This window comes from Mesorhizobium sp. M0983 (genome assembly GCF_040318975.1).
Taxonomy (GTDB): Bacteria; Pseudomonadota; Alphaproteobacteria; order Rhizobiales; family Rhizobiaceae; genus Mesorhizobium.
Map to the genome: position 1 here is coordinate 69,800 of NZ_JAMYNH010000010.1, position 15,448 is coordinate 85,247.

The following is a 15,448-nucleotide window of genomic DNA, read 5'->3' on the forward strand; positions in this document are numbered from 1 at the left end:
GGCTCAGAACCCCCTCGTCGGGCGATCCATGATCCGCCGGCCCATCAGGCTTGCGGTCAGGTCGACCAAAAGCGTGGCGGTGCGGCCGCGCTCGTCGAGAAAGGGGTTGAGTTCGACCAGGTCGAGACTGGTGACGAGCCCGCTGTCATGCAGCATTTCCATCGCCAGATGCGCCTCGCGGAAGGTGGCGCCGCCGGGAACGGTGGTGCCCACCGCCGGCGCGATCGACGGGTCGAGAAAATCGACATCGAGGCTGACATGGAGCATGCCGTTGGCGGCGCTCACCCGTTCGAGAAAGGCGCGAAGCAGTTGCGCGATGCCGTGCTCGTCGATCGAACGCATGTCGTGGACCGTCACGCCGGCTCTGCGCAACGCATCCCGTTCCGCCAGGTCCACGCTGCGGATTCCCAGCGCGCATATGCGAGCCGGGTCCACCTGCGCCGCGAGGCGGGGGAAATAGCCCTCGAAGCCGGGCTGCCCGCTGGCATAGGCCAGCGGCACGCCATGCAGATTGCCGCTGGTCGTCGTGTCGAGCGTATGAAAATCGGGGTGGGCGTCGAGCCACAGCACGAAGAGCGGCCGGCCGGCATTCGCTGCCCGGCGGGCAATGCCGGCGAGCGTGCCGGCCGAAATGCTGTGGTCGCCGCCGAGAAAGATCGGCATTGCGTCGGCGCTCGCAGCATAGGCGGTTTCGCTGATCGCTGCCGTCCAGGCGGCGATTTCCGGCAGCGCCTTCACCACCGCGTTGCCGTGTACGACAGGGCGCATGTCGGCAGGGACAATCGTTCCGAGGTCGGTCAGCGTATGGCCAAGCTCGGTCAGCGCGCCGGCCAGACCGGCCGTGCGCAGCGCGCTCGGCCCCATCTCGCAGCCCATCCGGCCAGAGCCGGCCTGGATCGGTGCTCCCACGATCACGCAGTGCATTCTCGTACCCCACCAAATTACGATGCCTTTAGTGAACCCCGCATCGCTGGCAGAATGAACATATCAAATTGGCAAATTTGTCGAAGTGCCTTACCATAGTGGCAGCATCTACTTCCGTTGTGAGCAATCATGGACCAGCTCGACGAGCAGATCATCACCTCTTTGCGGCATGACGCCCGGCGCAGCATTTCCGACCTTGCCGTTAGCCTGGGTGTCTCCCGGGCAACGGTAAGGTCCCGGATCGAGCGACTTGAAAGAGGAGGCGTCATCGTCGGCTACACCGTCATTCTACGCGCCGACGCGGTCGATCAGCGGGTGCGTGGCATCATGATGATCGAAATCGAAGGCCATGCCGCAGATCGCGTCATCCGGGCGCTGGGCGGCTTCTCCGAGGTCTCGACGATCCACACCACCAATGGCCGTTGGGATCTGGTGATAGAACTCGGAACCCAGACGCTGAGCGAGTTCGATGCGGTGCTGAGACGTATCCGCCTGATCCCCGGAATTACCGGCAGCGAAACAAGCCTGCTCCTGGCAACGCCGCGCACCACCAAAGCGCGGCTGTGACCTTCGCCCGTGACCTGTAGCGGTAACGAAGCTACGGAACCTTCAATTGCTGCCGCGGTTAGAGCAATTCCAGGAAAAGCGTGGAACGATTTTCCGTTCGGAATTGCGTCAAAACAAAAAGATTGAGCGGTTCGGCGTTTCCGCGAAACCGTTCCAAGCCCACACAGGCCTTCTTCGAGGGAGAACAAGCATGGCTCACGCCCAGCAAGAACTCGTCGAATTCGTTATCAGCAAAGCCTTCAATCCGGTCATGCGGGCCAAACCCGACGGAAAATCCGATGCCGAGCGCAAGATGCTCGAACATGTTCAGCAGGCCACGAAGACCGAGATCGAGCGCTATCGCCGTTACGGCTCGGCTGAGGAGGTCGCGACCAATTTCAAGCGCGACCTGAATTCCGACGCTGCCAAAAAGTTGCACGCCCAGCTGCGACGCCTGCATCTGCCGACGATCGAGGACATTCGCGACGACTTCGAGGACAAGGCCCGCGCGTTAGGCGTCAAGGCCTCGCCGTAGATCCGCGACCGGTCGTCCTCGGTGACGTCCGTCCGGTTGTCATCACAATCCGTCCTTGGTCGGAGGCCACCCTGACCGAACCGTCTCGGGGATGTTGTCCGACGTCAGCTCGCCCCGATTGAGCTTTTCAATCGCTTCACCGGCTTCGCTCTCGTCGAGACCGGAAAGCGGCAACCCGCCGACCACGACGGCTTCGTCGCTCTCGCTGTCATAGACCTCCCAGAGGCCTTCCGGATCCTGTCGTTTGTCGTAGGGCATGGCCACTCCTCCAGGCAACGCCGCTATTGTACGGCCGCTACCCATTTCAGGGCCTGAGCCTTTTCGTCTTCCGGGAACACCCGCGCCTCGAGTTGCGGAAACAGCGCGTCCGTCATTTCCGTGGCTGCCTTGATCCACTGCTTGTCGGAAATCACGGCGGCACGTTTGAAGCGGTGGAGCTCGCGGAGTTTGCTCAGCCCATACTGCAGGTCGCGCCGTAAGGCGCCAGCCGTCATGTCTTCGAAATCGGTAAGGTCAGTCAGGACGCCGATGTCCTTGTGGTCGCTCAGTTTCGCTTCGATGGCCGGGATTGGCTGGCTGCCTGAAACAAACTCGGGCCATTCGCGGATGTTCCCTGCCAAAAGCGTGTTTCACTTCGACCTAAAATGACGATCGGCTGGCTTCCTGACCGGTCCTCGGATCGCCTGCGTGACGACGGTATAACGCGTGATTTGGCCCTCCACGGGGTCCTCTCCGTGGAAGTGGATTTCTGCATTCAGCGGCATCTGCGCGGTGTTGCCGAATTGCTTGACCGCGCACGCATGCACGAGCTGTACGTCGGGGTCACGCGTCATGGCCTCCATTGCCGCAAGCTCTGCCGTGCTGCTGCCGCCGATCCGCCAGCTGGCTTCCAGCACACCCGATCGCCAGATGCCCGAGGAATCGACACCTTGGCCGATGTCGTAGTTGCGCCTCGAGGCGAAGAATCCGGGATGGCCAAGCATCGCCGCGTCGTAGGTCCTCGCCTGCGCCACAGCCAAAGTCAGCGCCGGAGACAGCTGCAGCCTGTCGAGCGCTTCCCATCCGCCGCGCACGACGACCAGATCGGATCCGCCGTAAACGGGCTGTCCGGCATTGTCGGCGGTCATCCGCTGCACGCCGTAATAGCTGACCGATGTTCCGTCGATCGCGGTTCTGCCAATGCTCAGCGTGACAATGTCGCGAAGCTCCGTTTCGAGAACAAGCCCGTATTCGCTTAGGTCGGAGGATGGATATCGTTCCAGCAGCCTTTCGATATCGGCGACCGTCGCGGCGGTGTGCTGGTCGCGGCCCCGCGAAGCGCGCGGTGGCTTGAACCGGACCAGCCCGAGCTGCAGCAGACGTTCCGCTGCGCGCAGCGCGTCATCGCGTGAAAATGCGGTGTAGCCTGGCAGTACGGCCGCGCCGACGGCGCTGCCGAAGCCGGTTGGCCAATCTTTTGGCCGTGCCGCCGACCCGTCCACCAGCTCGTGGGTTATGGCCTTGGTGGTTGCGAGGCGCCAGGGCACCACACCGCCGAAGAGGTCGTCGGGCCCGTTGATGCCCAGTTGGACCGCATCGGCGGCAAGCAGGCTGTCGTCCGGCACGAAATACAGCCCGCCGTTGTCACCGCCCCAGTCACGCAGGCCCTGGCGGAAGGAAAATCCCTTCAACGCCGCAATCGTGCGCGCGACGGCAGCGACGGTCTCCCATTCGTGGGCATAGATGGTCTCGCCGCCCGGCGCGGAGAACGCGACCACAACACCTTTTGCTCCGCCCGATTGTGTGCCGCTTAGCCCGGTCATGTCGCGCCGCCCTTCGTCCATTGCCGGGCCCATTGCCGTTATTCCGCGGCGATGCGTCCGAACCGAAAAACCCGCTTCCTCGGCGAATGTTCCGGGCAACGGCGCGCTATCCGGTTTGACCGAGTTGCGGCGATCGGAACATCGGCGGCTCATGGTTTTTATGCGGGAGCCTCAGACAGGGTGATGGATGTGCTCAAGGAGGCCGCGCCCCGCGCCCTGGGAGCGGCCGAGGTCGTCGACACATTCGAACGGGCTTGAGACCGAGCTGGCTGTCGCATGAACTGCGGCCAACGGCCGGAACTGTCACTAGCGGTTCATGTTCATGATCGCATTCGTCGGCATCAAATTGTGGTCGAGGTTGGCCATGATCCAGATCGAGCCGCCGATCACCAGGACGACGATCAGCACGCCGAAGGCAAGCGCCAGGGCGTTGTTGGTGTTGTCCGGCCCCGTCGTGATATGCAGGAAGAAGACGAGATGCACGCCCATCTGCGCGATCGCCAGCACAATCAGCGCCACCGGGATGCCCGGTGCCCATATAAGGTTGGTTCCGAGCAACCAGAACGAGGCGATGGTCAACAGCGTTGCCAGCCCGAGGCCGATCACATAGCCGCGTAACCCGGATCCGACCTCGGCGTCGCCGAGGTATTCGTCACCCGGCGCCGTATCGATGTCGTAGCGCTCCAGGCCATCGGTGTCGCGCCTTTGCGCATGGCGGTCGTCAGCATTGCTCATCGACTTGCTCCCAGGAGATAGACCACCGTGAACAGGGCGACCCAGATGATGTCGAGGGCGTGCCAGAACAGGCTGAAGCACATGAAACGCCGAAGAATATCGTCGCGGAATCCCTTGGCGAAGATCTGCGCCATCATCGTGAGCAGCCACAGCAGCCCCGCCGTCACGTGCAGGCCATGGCATCCCACCAGCGTGAAGAACGCCGACAGGAAAGCACTGCGCGTCGGTCCGGCATCGCGGGCAATCATATGCGCGAACTCGCGCAGCTCGAGCAGGATGAAGCTGGCGCCGAGCACGAAAGTGAGAGCCATCGCAACATAGAACCAGGAGCTTCGCCGCGCGGTCACGGCGAGGCTGGCGAGACCGCAGGTAAAGCTCGACAACAGCAGGGCCGCCGTCTCGATCGCGACGTTGCGCAGGTCGAACAGCTCGGCTCCGCTTGGTCCGCCCGCCGTCTTGCCCGCCAGCACAGCGTAGGCCGCAAAGAAGGCCGAGAACATCACGATGTCGCTCAGAAGGAAGATCCAGAAGCCGTAGCCGACGACGATCCGGATCGGTGCCGGTCCGCCGTCGCCATGGCCGGGGGCATGGCCGTGCCCGCGATGGCCGAGGTGGTAGGGGTCACGCTCTCGAACGTCGATCGCGGTCATGGCCTTGGCCCCGTATACGTGGCCAGCGCCTCGCGGCGGGCACTTCGGTTGGCGCGGTCGATCCGGGCGACTTCGGCGGCAGGAATGACGTATTCGGGTATGTCGCGCCACGCGAATACGACGAAGGTGGCGAAAGCACCGAGCGCGCCGAGCGCCACCATCCACCAGATGTGCCAGATGAGGGCGAAACCCATCACGGTCGCAAAGAAGGCGCAGATGAACCCGGTGGGACTGTTGCGCGGCATCTCGATCGGCTCGTATTCAGGCTCGTCGCGCAGCCGGTTTTGCTCGCGTGCCCGCTGCTTGATGCTCCAGTAGGGCTCTTCGCCCTCGACATGCGGAAGCGCGGCGAAGTTGAAGACCGGCGGCGGCGAGGGTGTGGCCCATTCCAACGAACGGCCGTCCCAGGGATCCCCGGTGACATCGCGAAGCGCCGCGCGCTGTCGGATGCTGACGACGAGCTGAATGATCTGGGCGACCACGCCGGCGGTGGTGATTAACATGCCGGCGCCGGCAACCAGCACCCAGGGATACCAGGCCGGCACGTCGAAATGCTGCATGCGGCGGGTCATGCCGAGCAGGCCGACGGTGTAGAGCGGCACGAAGGTGGCGTAGAAGCCGATCAGCGTCAGCCAGAAGGCCAGCTTGCCCCAGCCCTCGTGCAGCCGGAATCCGAATGCCTTGGGAAACCAGTAGGTATATCCCGCGAAGGCGCCGAACAGCACACCGCCGATGATGACGTTATGGAAATGCGCCACCAGGAACAGGCTGTTGTGGAGCAGGAAATCGGCCGGCGGCACGGCCAGCAACACGCCCGTCATGCCGCCGATGACGAACGTCACCATGAAGCCCAGCGACCACAGCATTGGCGTCGCGAAGCGGATGCGGCCGCCATACATGGTGAACATCCAGTTGTAGATCTTCACGCCGGTACCGACAGCGATAATGCTGGTGGCGATGCCGAACGCGGCGTTGACGTCGGCGCCGGCTCCCATGGTGAAGAAGTGGTGCAGCCACACCATGAAGGAGACGATGCAGATGAAGAGCGTCGCGGCCACCATCGAGCGGTAGCCGAACAGCGGCTTGCTGGAGAACGTGGAGATAACCTCCGAGAAGATGCCGAACGCCGGCAGGACGAGGATGTAGACCTCGGGATGGCCCCAGGCCCAGATCAGGTTCACGAACATCAGCATGTTGCCGCCGGCTTCATTGGTGAAGAAATGAAAGCCGAAATAGCGGTCGAGCGTCAGCATCGCGAGCGTCGCGGTGAGGACCGGGAACGCGGCGACGATGAGCAAGCTGGCGGCGAGTGAGGTCCAGCAGAACATCGACATCCTGAGGTAACTCATGCCGGGCGCCCGCATCTTCAGGATCGTGGTGACGAAATTGATGCCGGTGAGCAGCGTTCCGACGCCCGCTATCTGCACTGCCCACAGATAATAATCGACGCCGACGCCCGGCGAGTAGGCGGTCTCGCTGAGCGGCGGATAGGGCAGCCATCCGGTGCGCGCGAATTCGCCGATCACCAGCGAGATGTTGACCAGCAGCGCACCGGTGGCGGTGAGCCAGAAACTCACCGAGTTGAGCGTTGGAAAGGCAACGTCGCGGACGCCGAGCTGCAGCGGCACGACCAGGTTCATCAGGCCGATGACGAACGGCATCGCCCCGAAAAAGATCATGATGGTGCCGTGGGCGGAAAAGACCTGGTTGAAGTGGTCGGGCGGCAGATAGCCGGGCGCCTGGAAGGCGAGGGCCTGCTGGGACCGCATCATGATGGCGTCGCTGAAGCCGCGCAGCAGCATCAGCAGCGCCAGCAGCGTGTACATGACGCCGATCCGCTTGTGATCGACGCTTGTGATCCATTCGCGCCACAGATAGGGGAAATGGCCGGCCAGGAAGACCCAGGCCAGCACGCCGAGGATTGCCAGGGCGACGACCGCCGAGGCGATCATCGGCAGAGGCTGATCGAACGGAATGACGTCCCAGCTCAATTTTCCGAGCATTGTCAGCCTCCTGTCTTGGGCGATACGCTCGGCTCGGGGCGACCGGCCTGGGGGCCGGGCGCGGGCGGAACGCCCTGCGTCGCGATTTCATGGAAAAGATCCGGCTCGACCGAGCGATAGGTCGAAGGCGGCACGTCCAGGCTCTGTCGGGCCAGTTCCTGGTAGCTGGCCTTGTCGAGTGCCTGTCCCTGGCTTCGCGCCGAATTGACGAACGCGTCGAAGTCGTCCACCGCGACAGCATGCAGCACGAATTGCATGCCTGGAAAGCCGTCGCCGCTGAAATGGGCCGACCGCCCATAGAATTCGCCCTGCTGGTCCGCCTGCAGGTGAAGCTGCGTCGTCATGCCGTTCATCGTGTAGATCATGCCGCCGAGCTGAGGCACGAAGAACGCGTTCATGACACTTGCCGAGGTAAGCGAGAAATGCACCGGCCTGCCCGCCGGCACCACGAGCTGGTTGATGCTCGCGACGTTCTGCTCAGGGTAGATGAACAGCCATTTCCAGTCGAGCGAGACGACCTGCACCTCAAGCGGCTTTTGCTGGGAATCCAGCGGCTTCATTGGATCGAGGTCATGCGACCCGATCCAGATGATGCCGCTCAGAAATAGGATGACGAGGATAGGGATCGACCAGACCACCAGTTCGATGCGTCCGGAATAGGCCCATTCCGGCAGATACCGCGCTCTTGTGTTGGTTTCCCGGAACCACCAGGCAAAGCCGAGCGTCGCCACGATCGTCGGGATGACGATGGCCAGCATGATGGCAACCGAATTGAGCAGGATCGTCCGCTGCGCCGCCCCCACCGGCCCTTGTGGGTCGAGCACGCCGCCCTGGCAGCCGACAAGCAGCCCGGCAAGAAGCATCGACGCGCCGATGCGGCCGGGACGGATGGCGGCACAGTTTCGAACGATCGCCCTCGGCAACATGAGATCTCGCCGTTTCCTGAAAACCGATTGGAACGTTGCAGGCAGCGTGGCTGCCAACCCCGAATGTGCGCGCCGGTGTGCTCCTGGCGACAGTTTCTTCACGCACGCGGCTCCGGCTGGCAGAACCACATGCCGTGGATGTCGTTAAGCGGTCAACCTGTCGAGAACCCCTCCAAATCCTAACAAACCAGCGGCAAATCCCACGCAACCAAAGCCAAATCTTAAGAAACCAGAAACAGTACCCAGATCGAAGTTATCGCCAGAAACGTGGCGAATGCCAAGGCGGCAAACCGGTTCATGGCCGCGCCCACAGTTGGGCCATTTCGTCCGCTCCCTACGACTCGGCGCTGAATCCAGTGACGCTGCCCAATGATGCTGCTCAAGATGGTTGCGCCAACCGAACGTATGTTCGTCGCGAAAGTTCCAAAAAGCCAGACCCGTCGCAGCCTTTGGTTGAAGGCCGGCGACAATGCGATGCGCACCAGCGGCGGTTGGGCGGTTTCCCTGCCAAACGGAGCCGAGACTGGTTTTGCGTATGTAAAAATTACTTGTCTAGGTGAAAATAGTTGCTACTAATCGGCTGGGCAGTTCAGGGAGGAATTTCGGGCATGACAAGACTGCGCGGTCTCGCGTGGGATCACCGACGCTGCTGGGGTCCGCTCGACGCCAGCATCGGGCCGTATTGTGCCGCCAATCCCGGTCTTGAGATCGAATGGGACCGCCGCAGCCTCTACGAGTTCGGCGAGGGCGCGCTTGGTCCGGTGCTCGGCGCCTATGATCTTGTCGTGTTCGACCATCCGTTCATCGGCGATATTGCCGAAGGCGGGCTGATGGTGCCGTTCGATTTGTCGGCTGAGCAGCGCCGCGGCTTCGAACGGGATTCGGTCGGCGCATCCTGGCAATCCTACGCAAGGGACGGGCGCCAATGGGCGTTGCCGATCGATGCTGCCTGCCAGGTTGCCTCGTATCGCCCCGATCTCCTGGAGCGCTACGGGCCGCTGCCGCGCAGCCATGACGAGGTGCTGGAGCTCGGCCGGCGCGCCTTGAAGGACGGCAAATGGCTTGGGCTGCCGTTGGTGCCGACTGACGCCATGTGCCTGCTTTTGACGCTGGGCGAACCGCGGGAAGACGGCGACGAGTTCATTGCCAGGGAAAAAATCGAGCAGGCCGTTGGGCAATTGCGCCAGCTTGCGGCGCTGTCGCATCCGGACTCGGCGAAATGGAACCCGATCCGCTGCTACGATCATATGATCGCGCATGACGATGTGGTCTACGTGCCGTTCGCCTTCGGCTATGTGAACTATGCCTTCAAGGCAGACAGGCCGTATCTGCGCTTCGCCGATGTGCCGACGCCGCGATCCGCCGGCGCCTTGCTCGGCGGCGCCGGCATCGGCGTCAGCACGCAATCGCAACACAAACAGGCAGCCATCGACTACGCGCTGTTTCTGTGCTCGCCCGGCTATCAGCGCGGCGACTATGTGAAATCCGGCGGACAGCCGGGGTCGCTGGCGGCGTGGCAGGATACCGAGGTCAACGCGCTCTCGGGCGGCTTCTTCGCCTCGACGCTGGCGACCATCGAAGCCTCCTATCTACGCCCGACCCATGCGGGCTTCATCAGCTTCTTCCGCCAATGCGCCCCTCATGCCGCGGCGGCCATCGCCGGCGAATTGCCGGCGGCGGAGCTCGCGGACCGGCTGAACCGGCTCTATCGCGAGACCAGGCATGGCCAGCCGCAACGGAGCGTCGCGTAATGGCCGCCGATATTGCCCAGATCGTCGACGAAGGCGAAAGCGGCCGCAACGGCTACCGCGTGCCCGCTGTGGAGAAGGCGCTCGATATCCTGGAATTCATGGCTGCCAGCGGCGAGCCGCTGACCCAGACAGAGATCGCCACCGGAATGGGGCGCTCCATTCACGAGATCTACCGCATCCTGCTGCTGCTGGAGAAGCGCGGCTACATTTTCCGGACGCAATCGGACCGCTTCCGCCTGTCGCTGAAGCTATTCGAGCTGGCGCATATGCATCCGCCGGTAAACCGCCTGGTTGAATGCGCGCTGCCGGTAATGCGTGGCCTCGCCGCCAATGCCGATCAGAGCTGCCATCTGGTCGTGCGCGAAGGCGAGAGCGCGCTGGTCGTGCTGCAGATCGATTCGCCTTTGCCGATGCGTTATTCGGTTGCCCTCGGCTCACATTTCCCGATCCTCGAAACGAGCTCCGGCGCGGTGCTGCTGGCGCATTCGAGCCGCGCCGAGCGCGACCGCATCGTCGAACGGATCGTCGCTGCGGGCGAAGGCCAAGGCAGCCGGGCGGAAATCGAAGCGCGGCTGAACGACGTCGCAAGGCTCGGCTATGAAATGCGCGCCTCGCTGGCTGTCGAGGGCTGCACCAACATCTCGATGCCGGTGCGCGACCATACCGGCGCGGTCATTGCCGCGCTCACAGTCCCGTTCCTGCCGCAAAAGGCCGCCCGCTTCGATCGCAAGACCGTCTTTGAACGGACTAAGGCGGCCGCCGAGACGATATCGGCGGCGCTGGGCGCGGGTGAAGCTGCCTACCCTTCACGTGCCGACCCGGAACGGCGGGACTATCCGTTCAGCAACTGACAAGAAATACAGGGAGAAGAAACATGAACTGGTCCAAATCAATGCTGTTTGCATCGGCGGCCGCGCTGGCTCTGAGCGCCGCCGCGGCACAGGCCGAAAACATGCCGAAGCGCATCGGCTACGTCACCAATTACGCCACGCATGAGTGGTATCAGAACGTCATCAAGGGCATGCAGGCCCGCGCCAAGGAACTCGGCATCGAACTCGAGGTGCAGGACGCCAATCTCGACATCGCCAAGGAGGTTTCCGCCGCCGAAGACTTCATGGCCAAAGGCGTCGACGTGCTGATTGTCACGCCCGTCAACGAGGAAGGCGTCGTGCCGCTACTGCGCCAGGCGAAATCCAACAACGTTCCGGTCGTGCTCGAAGGCAATCCGGTCAAGGGCATGACCACCATGGTCGCGATCTGCGACTACGACACCGGCTACACCGCCGGCGTTGAAGCCGGCAAATACGCCAAGGAAAAGCTCGAAGGCAAAGCCAAGGTGATGAATGTCGGCCTGCCGCTGCTGTCCGCCACGGTGCTGCGTTCGCAGGGTTTCATGGACGGCCTGAAGACCATCGTCCCCGACGCGGTCATGGTCCACGACCTCGACGGCGGCGGCAATCCGGACCGCGCGCTCGAAGTCTCTTCGGCGGCACTTGCCAAGAACGCCGACATCAACATCATCTACGGCATCAACGATTCCTCGTCGCTCGGCGGCCTTCAGGCCTGGAAAGCGGCCGGCAAGTCGCAGGATGGCCTGTTGACGGTCGGCACCGGCGGCGAAGGCCTTGCCTTCATCAATGCCATGCAGAACGAGCCGTCCTATCGCATCGAAGCCGCGATGTTCCCGGAAAAGGAAGGCTACACCGCCATCGATGCAGCGGTTAAGCTCTTCAACGGCGAAGAGGTGCCGGAACACATCGTCAGCCCGACCGCGCCGATGAACGGCGACGACTGGAAGAAGTTCTACGACTACGACGGCACCACACGAACGATCAAATGGGATGCCGTCAATGCGCTTCAGCCACCGGAAAAATGCATGAAAACTTCCGCCGACCTGAAGAAGTAAGGATTCCGGGTAGCCCTTCCCGCGCCGCGGGAAGGGCATCGGATCGGATGCAGGCGGCAAAACAGGTCAACCGCCCTGTTTTGGCCGGCAGTTTCCAAACGGCGACGGCACCCGATGCGGCCCGGAAATGAAATGGACATGAGCGAGCTTACGCAATCCTCCGCGCCAAGGCGTTTCATCGGCGGCCAGCTGCTGGGCAGCAGCCAGCTGGTGCTCGGCGTGATCCTGGCCGTGCTCTGCATCGCCATCTCGATTGCGGCGCCGCAATTCTATTCCGAGGCCAACATCATCGCCATCCTGCGCCAATGCGCGCTGGTGCTGATCGTCGCCTCCGGCATGACGATGCTGATCATCACCGCTGAAGTCGACCTGTCGGTCGGTGCGTCGCTGGCCTTTGTCGGCTGCATCGGCATGGCCGTACTCAATTCAACGCACAGCCTGACGCTCGGCCTGCTGGCGGCGCTCGCCTTTTCCGGTGCGGTCGGCCTGTTCAACGGGCTGGTTGTCACCAGGCTCAAGGTGAACTCGCTGATCGCCACCATCGGCACCATGATGATGCTGCAGGGCGGCGTCTATCTGTTCACCCGCGAAGCGGTGCAGAACCACCACCGGCTTGCAAGCTTTACCGATCTCGGCGCCGGCTATATCGGCGCGATCCCGCTGCCGGTGGTGATTGCCGCGCTGATTTTCGCGCTGGCCGCGGCAACGCTGCGCATCACCACGCTCGGCCGCTATCTTTACGCGGTCGGCGCCAATGAGCGGGCGGTTCGCCTCTCCGGCGTGCGCTCGCAACGCCTGAAACTGTTCGCCTTCGTCGTCACCGGCCTTTGCGTCGGCATTGCCGGCATGATCCTGTCGTCGCTGATGAATGCCGGCCAGCCGACCGCCGGCCGCGGCTTCGAGCTGACTGTGATTGCCGCCGTCATCCTCGGCGGCACCAGCCTGCTTGGCGGCCGCGGCTCGCTGCTCGGCACATTGCTGGGCGTGCTGGTGCTGAAGGTCATCGACAACGGCATCATCATCCTCGGCTGGAACCAGGACCTGCAGATGGTGGTGCCTGGCATCGTCATCATCCTGGCGACCTATCTCGACATCGTCCGGAACAGAGCCAATGTCGGTTGATTTCCTCCACCCCGGCAAAACCGCGGCCGTCGATAAAAGCGTGCCGGCGCTCGAGATGCGCGGCATCGGCAAGCGCTTTCCCGGCGTGGTGGCGCTGGACAATGTCGACCTCACCCTGGAACCCGGCAAGATCCACGCCCTGATGGGCGAGAACGGCGCCGGCAAGTCGACGCTGATCAAGATCATGGCCGGGGTCTACGGCAAGGATGCCGGCACCATCCGCCTGCGCGGCCGTGAGGCCGACATCAAGTCGCCGCGCGACAGCCTGAAAGACGGCATCAAGGTGGTGTTCCAGGAGATCGCGCTGATCGCCGAGTTCAGCGTCGCCGAAAACATCTTCCTCGAGGGCTATCCGACCGGCAAGGGCGGCTCGATCGACTGGAAGAAGATCCGTGCCGATGCGGCCGCTCTGTTCAAGCGCATCGGCTTCAACGTCGACCCGGCGGCGCGCACGGGATCGCTGCCGGTCAGCCAGCAGCAGATGGTCGAGATCGCCCGCGCGCTCGCCCATGAAGCCCGCGTCGTGGTGATGGACGAGCCTACCTCCTCGCTGACGCCGAACGAGGTCTCGCTGCTGTTCACCGTCATCCGCCGGTTGGCCGCTCTCGGCATCGCGGTGCTCTATGTCAGCCACAAGCTCGACGAGGTCTTCGAGATCGCCGACACCGTGACCGTGCTGCGCGATGGCCGTCACGTCTCGACCAGGCCGATCGGCGAGCACACCAACGATACGCTGATCCAGGACATGATCGGCCGGCGCATCGAAAACCTGTTCCCGCGCAAACGCGGCGCGCCGGGCAGCAAGGTCGCGCTTTCCGTTGAAGGGCTCAGCACCGCCAGGAAGCTGAAGGACGTATCGTTCGAGGCGCATGCCGGCGAGGTCCTCGGCTTCTTCGGCCTCATGGGGGCCGGCCGGACGGAGCTCGCCAAGGCCATCGTCGGTTACGACCCGATCACTTCCGGCGCCATTTCGGTCGATGGCAGCCGGCTGCTGCCGCACGACACCCACACCGGCGTCCGGCTCGGCATCGGACTGCTCACCGAGGATCGCAAGAGCGAAGGGCTGATGGGCGAGCTGCCGGTCTACCAGAATGCCAGCCTCGCCTCGCTCGGTGCCTTCGCCAGAATGGGCTTCGTCGACAAGGCCAGGGAACGCAAGGCGGTGCAGGACTATGTCGACCGTTTTCGCATCAGGACGCCCAGCCTGTTCCAGCAGGTCAAGAATCTGTCCGGCGGCAATCAGCAGAAAGTGCTGATCTCGCGCTGGCTGATGCGCGGTCTCAAGGTGATCGTCGTCGACGAACCGACCCGCGGCATCGACGTCGGCGCCAAGTCGGAGATTTTCGCGCTCATCGACCGGCTCGCCGGCGAAGGCTTGGCGGTCGTCATGATGACGTCCGAAATGCCCGAACTGCTGGGCCTTGCAGACCGCATCGCGGTGATGTGCGAAGGCCGCCTCACCGCGATCATGCCTCGCGACGAGGCCACGCAGGAGAAAATCCTCAATGCGGCGATCGGATAAGATGATGACGCTTCGCAAAGGGAGCAAGCGATGAGTCTTGCAGGCACCCAGTCCATCAAAGCCGGGCCATCCATGCTGGCACGATTCCTGGCGCGGCAGGAGCTCGCCCTGCTGCTTTGCCTGATCCTGGTGATTGCGTTCTTTTCCCTGACGGCAGAGAACTTCTTCTCGGTGCGCAACATCACCAATGTGCTCGGACAGGCGTCGCTGGCGCTCACCGCCGGCATCGGCTGCGCCATCGTCTTCATGTCCGGCGAGGTCGACATCTCGATAGGGTCGCTGCTGGCGACCATCGCCCTGCCGCTGATCATCATCATGAACGAAACCAACTCGCTGCTGCTCGGCATCAGTGGTGCGCTGCTGTTCGGGCTGATCATCGGCGTGGTGAACGGCTATCTGACGGCCTATGCCGGCATCAACTCGCTGATCGTGACGCTGGGCACGATGTTCATCATGCGCGGCGGCGTCTATCTCTACACCGGCCAGCGCGCCATCCCCGACGATGCCGCGCTCGACAGCTTCATTGCGCTGTCGGACGGCCGCCTGTTCAATGTCATTCCCTATTCGGCGGTCATCGCCATCGTCCTGCTCGCCGTCTTCGCCTACATCATGCAGCACCGGCCGTTCGGACGGCAGATCTATGCCGTCGGCGGCAATCCGGAAGTGGCACGGCTGGCAGGCTACGACGTGCGCCGCGTCAAGTTCATCTGCTTCATCATCAGCGCACTGCTGGCAACGGTTGCCGGCATCATCCTGGCCGCCCGCGTCGGCTCTGCCCAGCATACGGCCGGGCTGAATTTCGAGTTCCAGGTCGTCGCTGCCACCGTGCTCGGCGGCGTGAGCCTTGCCGGCGGCATCGGCAGCCTGACCGGCATGGCGCTTGGCGTGCTGATCCTGCAATTCCTGTCCAACGGGCTGCGCGGTCTCGGCCTGCCGACCGAGTGGCAACTGGTCATCACCGGCATGATCATCATTGCCGCCGTCGCCTTCGACGAAGCAAAGCGCCGGCGCGCCATTGGAGGCTGA

17 protein-coding genes are annotated in these 15,448 nt (G+C 63.2%); 9 read left to right on the forward strand and 8 right to left on the reverse strand.

The window, feature by feature from the left end:
• Positions 1-3 precede the first annotated feature (3 nt).
• Positions 4-924 (reverse strand): arginase, encoded by a 921-nt coding sequence (gene rocF / locus NKH71_RS19330; protein ID WP_352481448.1) that lies wholly within the window; start codon positions 922-924, stop codon positions 4-6.
• A gap of 129 nt (positions 925-1,053) precedes the next feature.
• Between rocF and NKH71_RS19335 the strand changes: the two genes are divergently transcribed.
• Entirely contained in the window at positions 1,054-1,491 is a 438-nt protein-coding gene (locus NKH71_RS19335; RefSeq protein ID WP_352481449.1) for an Lrp/AsnC family transcriptional regulator, read from the forward strand.
• 190 nt (positions 1,492-1,681) lie between these two features.
• Complete coding sequence (locus NKH71_RS19340; RefSeq protein WP_352481450.1) at positions 1,682-2,005, forward strand: hypothetical protein; 324 nt, start codon at positions 1,682-1,684, stop codon at positions 2,003-2,005.
• A gap of 42 nt (positions 2,006-2,047) precedes the next feature.
• On the opposite strand, the gene NKH71_RS19345 is transcribed toward NKH71_RS19340, so the two are convergent.
• From NKH71_RS19345 to cyoA, 7 genes are all read right to left on the reverse strand, one after another.
• Positions 2,048-2,263 (reverse strand): hypothetical protein, encoded by a 216-nt coding sequence (locus NKH71_RS19345; protein WP_352481451.1) that lies wholly within the window; start codon positions 2,261-2,263, stop codon positions 2,048-2,050.
• A gap of 23 nt (positions 2,264-2,286) precedes the next feature.
• The gene (locus NKH71_RS19350; RefSeq protein ID WP_352481452.1) at positions 2,287-2,625 is read right to left on the reverse strand and encodes a SpoIIAA family protein; all 339 of its coding nucleotides are present in this window, start codon (positions 2,623-2,625) and stop codon (positions 2,287-2,289) included.
• Positions 2,626-2,634: 9 nt separating this feature from the next.
• A complete protein-coding gene (locus NKH71_RS19355) occupies positions 2,635-3,840 on the reverse strand; it encodes a DUF3182 family protein (protein WP_023720497.1) in 1,206 nt (401 codons plus the stop codon).
• Between the two features lie 273 nt (positions 3,841-4,113).
• Positions 4,114-4,542, reverse strand: a complete 429-nt coding sequence (gene cyoD, locus NKH71_RS19360) for a cytochrome o ubiquinol oxidase subunit IV (protein WP_023720496.1) — start codon at positions 4,540-4,542, stop codon at positions 4,114-4,116.
• Complete coding sequence (cyoC, locus tag NKH71_RS19365; RefSeq protein WP_023720495.1) at positions 4,539-5,192, reverse strand: cytochrome o ubiquinol oxidase subunit III; 654 nt, start codon at positions 5,190-5,192, stop codon at positions 4,539-4,541. The genes cyoD and cyoC overlap by 4 nt, the downstream gene beginning before the upstream one ends.
• The gene (cyoB, locus tag NKH71_RS19370) at positions 5,189-7,195 is read right to left on the reverse strand and encodes a cytochrome o ubiquinol oxidase subunit I (RefSeq protein WP_352481453.1); all 2,007 of its coding nucleotides are present in this window, start codon (positions 7,193-7,195) and stop codon (positions 5,189-5,191) included. Before cyoB ends, cyoC begins: the two co-directional genes overlap by 4 nt.
• A 2-nt stretch (positions 7,196-7,197) precedes the next feature.
• A complete protein-coding gene (gene cyoA, locus NKH71_RS19375; protein ID WP_352791037.1) occupies positions 7,198-8,121 on the reverse strand; it encodes a ubiquinol oxidase subunit II in 924 nt (307 codons plus the stop codon).
• A 369-nt stretch (positions 8,122-8,490) separates the two neighbouring features.
• Between cyoA and NKH71_RS19380 the strand changes: the two genes are divergently transcribed.
• The 7 genes from NKH71_RS19380 (at position 8,491) to NKH71_RS19410 (ending at position 15,448) form a co-directional block, all read left to right on the forward strand.
• A complete protein-coding gene (locus NKH71_RS19380) occupies positions 8,491-8,697 on the forward strand; it encodes a hypothetical protein (RefSeq protein ID WP_352791038.1) in 207 nt (68 codons plus the stop codon).
• A 32-nt stretch (positions 8,698-8,729) separates the two neighbouring features.
• Positions 8,730-9,872 carry an extracellular solute-binding protein gene (locus tag NKH71_RS19385; RefSeq protein WP_352791040.1) on the forward strand — a complete coding sequence of 381 codons (1,143 nt, stop codon included), beginning with the start codon at positions 8,730-8,732 and terminating at the stop codon, positions 9,870-9,872.
• Positions 9,872-10,723 (forward strand): IclR family transcriptional regulator, encoded by an 852-nt coding sequence (locus tag NKH71_RS19390; RefSeq protein WP_352548037.1) that lies wholly within the window; start codon positions 9,872-9,874, stop codon positions 10,721-10,723. The genes NKH71_RS19385 and NKH71_RS19390 overlap by 1 nt, the downstream gene beginning before the upstream one ends.
• Positions 10,724-10,746: 23 nt before the next feature.
• The gene (locus tag NKH71_RS19395) at positions 10,747-11,778 is read left to right on the forward strand and encodes a sugar ABC transporter substrate-binding protein (RefSeq protein ID WP_352481457.1); all 1,032 of its coding nucleotides are present in this window, start codon (positions 10,747-10,749) and stop codon (positions 11,776-11,778) included.
• A gap of 138 nt (positions 11,779-11,916) precedes the next feature.
• A complete protein-coding gene (locus NKH71_RS19400; RefSeq protein WP_352791043.1) occupies positions 11,917-12,900 on the forward strand; it encodes an ABC transporter permease in 984 nt (327 codons plus the stop codon).
• Positions 12,890-14,422, forward strand: a complete 1,533-nt coding sequence (locus NKH71_RS19405) for a sugar ABC transporter ATP-binding protein (protein WP_352791045.1) — start codon at positions 12,890-12,892, stop codon at positions 14,420-14,422. The genes NKH71_RS19400 and NKH71_RS19405 overlap by 11 nt, the downstream gene beginning before the upstream one ends.
• 30 nt (positions 14,423-14,452) lie before the next feature.
• Entirely contained in the window at positions 14,453-15,448 is a 996-nt protein-coding gene (locus tag NKH71_RS19410) for an ABC transporter permease (RefSeq protein ID WP_352791047.1), read from the forward strand.

What these genes read in the sequence shown, in the direction of transcription:
- NKH71_RS19400 (WP_352791043.1), top strand. Translation starts at nt 11,917, where the DNA reads ATGAGCGAGCTTACGCAATCCTCCGCGCCAAGGCGTTTCATCGGCGGC.
- rocF (WP_352481448.1), bottom strand. Translation starts at nt 924, where the DNA reads ATGCACTGCGTGATCGTGGGAGCACCGATCCAGGCCGGCTCTGGCCGG.
- cyoA (WP_352791037.1), bottom strand. Translation starts at nt 8,121, where the DNA reads ATGTTGCCGAGGGCGATCGTTCGAAACTGTGCCGCCATCCGTCCCGGC.
- NKH71_RS19405 (WP_352791045.1), top strand. Translation starts at nt 12,890, where the DNA reads ATGTCGGTTGATTTCCTCCACCCCGGCAAAACCGCGGCCGTCGATAAA.
- cyoC (WP_023720495.1), bottom strand. Translation starts at nt 5,192, where the DNA reads ATGACCGCGATCGACGTTCGAGAGCGTGACCCCTACCACCTCGGCCAT.
- cyoB (WP_352481453.1), bottom strand. Translation starts at nt 7,195, where the DNA reads ATGCTCGGAAAATTGAGCTGGGACGTCATTCCGTTCGATCAGCCTCTG.
- NKH71_RS19385 (WP_352791040.1), top strand. Translation starts at nt 8,730, where the DNA reads ATGACAAGACTGCGCGGTCTCGCGTGGGATCACCGACGCTGCTGGGGT.
- NKH71_RS19410 (WP_352791047.1), top strand. Translation starts at nt 14,453, where the DNA reads ATGAGTCTTGCAGGCACCCAGTCCATCAAAGCCGGGCCATCCATGCTG.
- NKH71_RS19340 (WP_352481450.1), top strand. Translation starts at nt 1,682, where the DNA reads ATGGCTCACGCCCAGCAAGAACTCGTCGAATTCGTTATCAGCAAAGCC.
- NKH71_RS19355 (WP_023720497.1), bottom strand. Translation starts at nt 3,840, where the DNA reads ATGGGCCCGGCAATGGACGAAGGGCGGCGCGACATGACCGGGCTAAGC.
- NKH71_RS19395 (WP_352481457.1), top strand. Translation starts at nt 10,747, where the DNA reads ATGAACTGGTCCAAATCAATGCTGTTTGCATCGGCGGCCGCGCTGGCT.
- NKH71_RS19380 (WP_352791038.1), top strand. Translation starts at nt 8,491, where the DNA reads ATGATGCTGCTCAAGATGGTTGCGCCAACCGAACGTATGTTCGTCGCG.
- NKH71_RS19345 (WP_352481451.1), bottom strand. Translation starts at nt 2,263, where the DNA reads ATGCCCTACGACAAACGACAGGATCCGGAAGGCCTCTGGGAGGTCTAT.
- NKH71_RS19390 (WP_352548037.1), top strand. Translation starts at nt 9,872, where the DNA reads ATGGCCGCCGATATTGCCCAGATCGTCGACGAAGGCGAAAGCGGCCGC.
- cyoD (WP_023720496.1), bottom strand. Translation starts at nt 4,542, where the DNA reads ATGAGCAATGCTGACGACCGCCATGCGCAAAGGCGCGACACCGATGGC.
- NKH71_RS19335 (WP_352481449.1), top strand. Translation starts at nt 1,054, where the DNA reads ATGGACCAGCTCGACGAGCAGATCATCACCTCTTTGCGGCATGACGCC.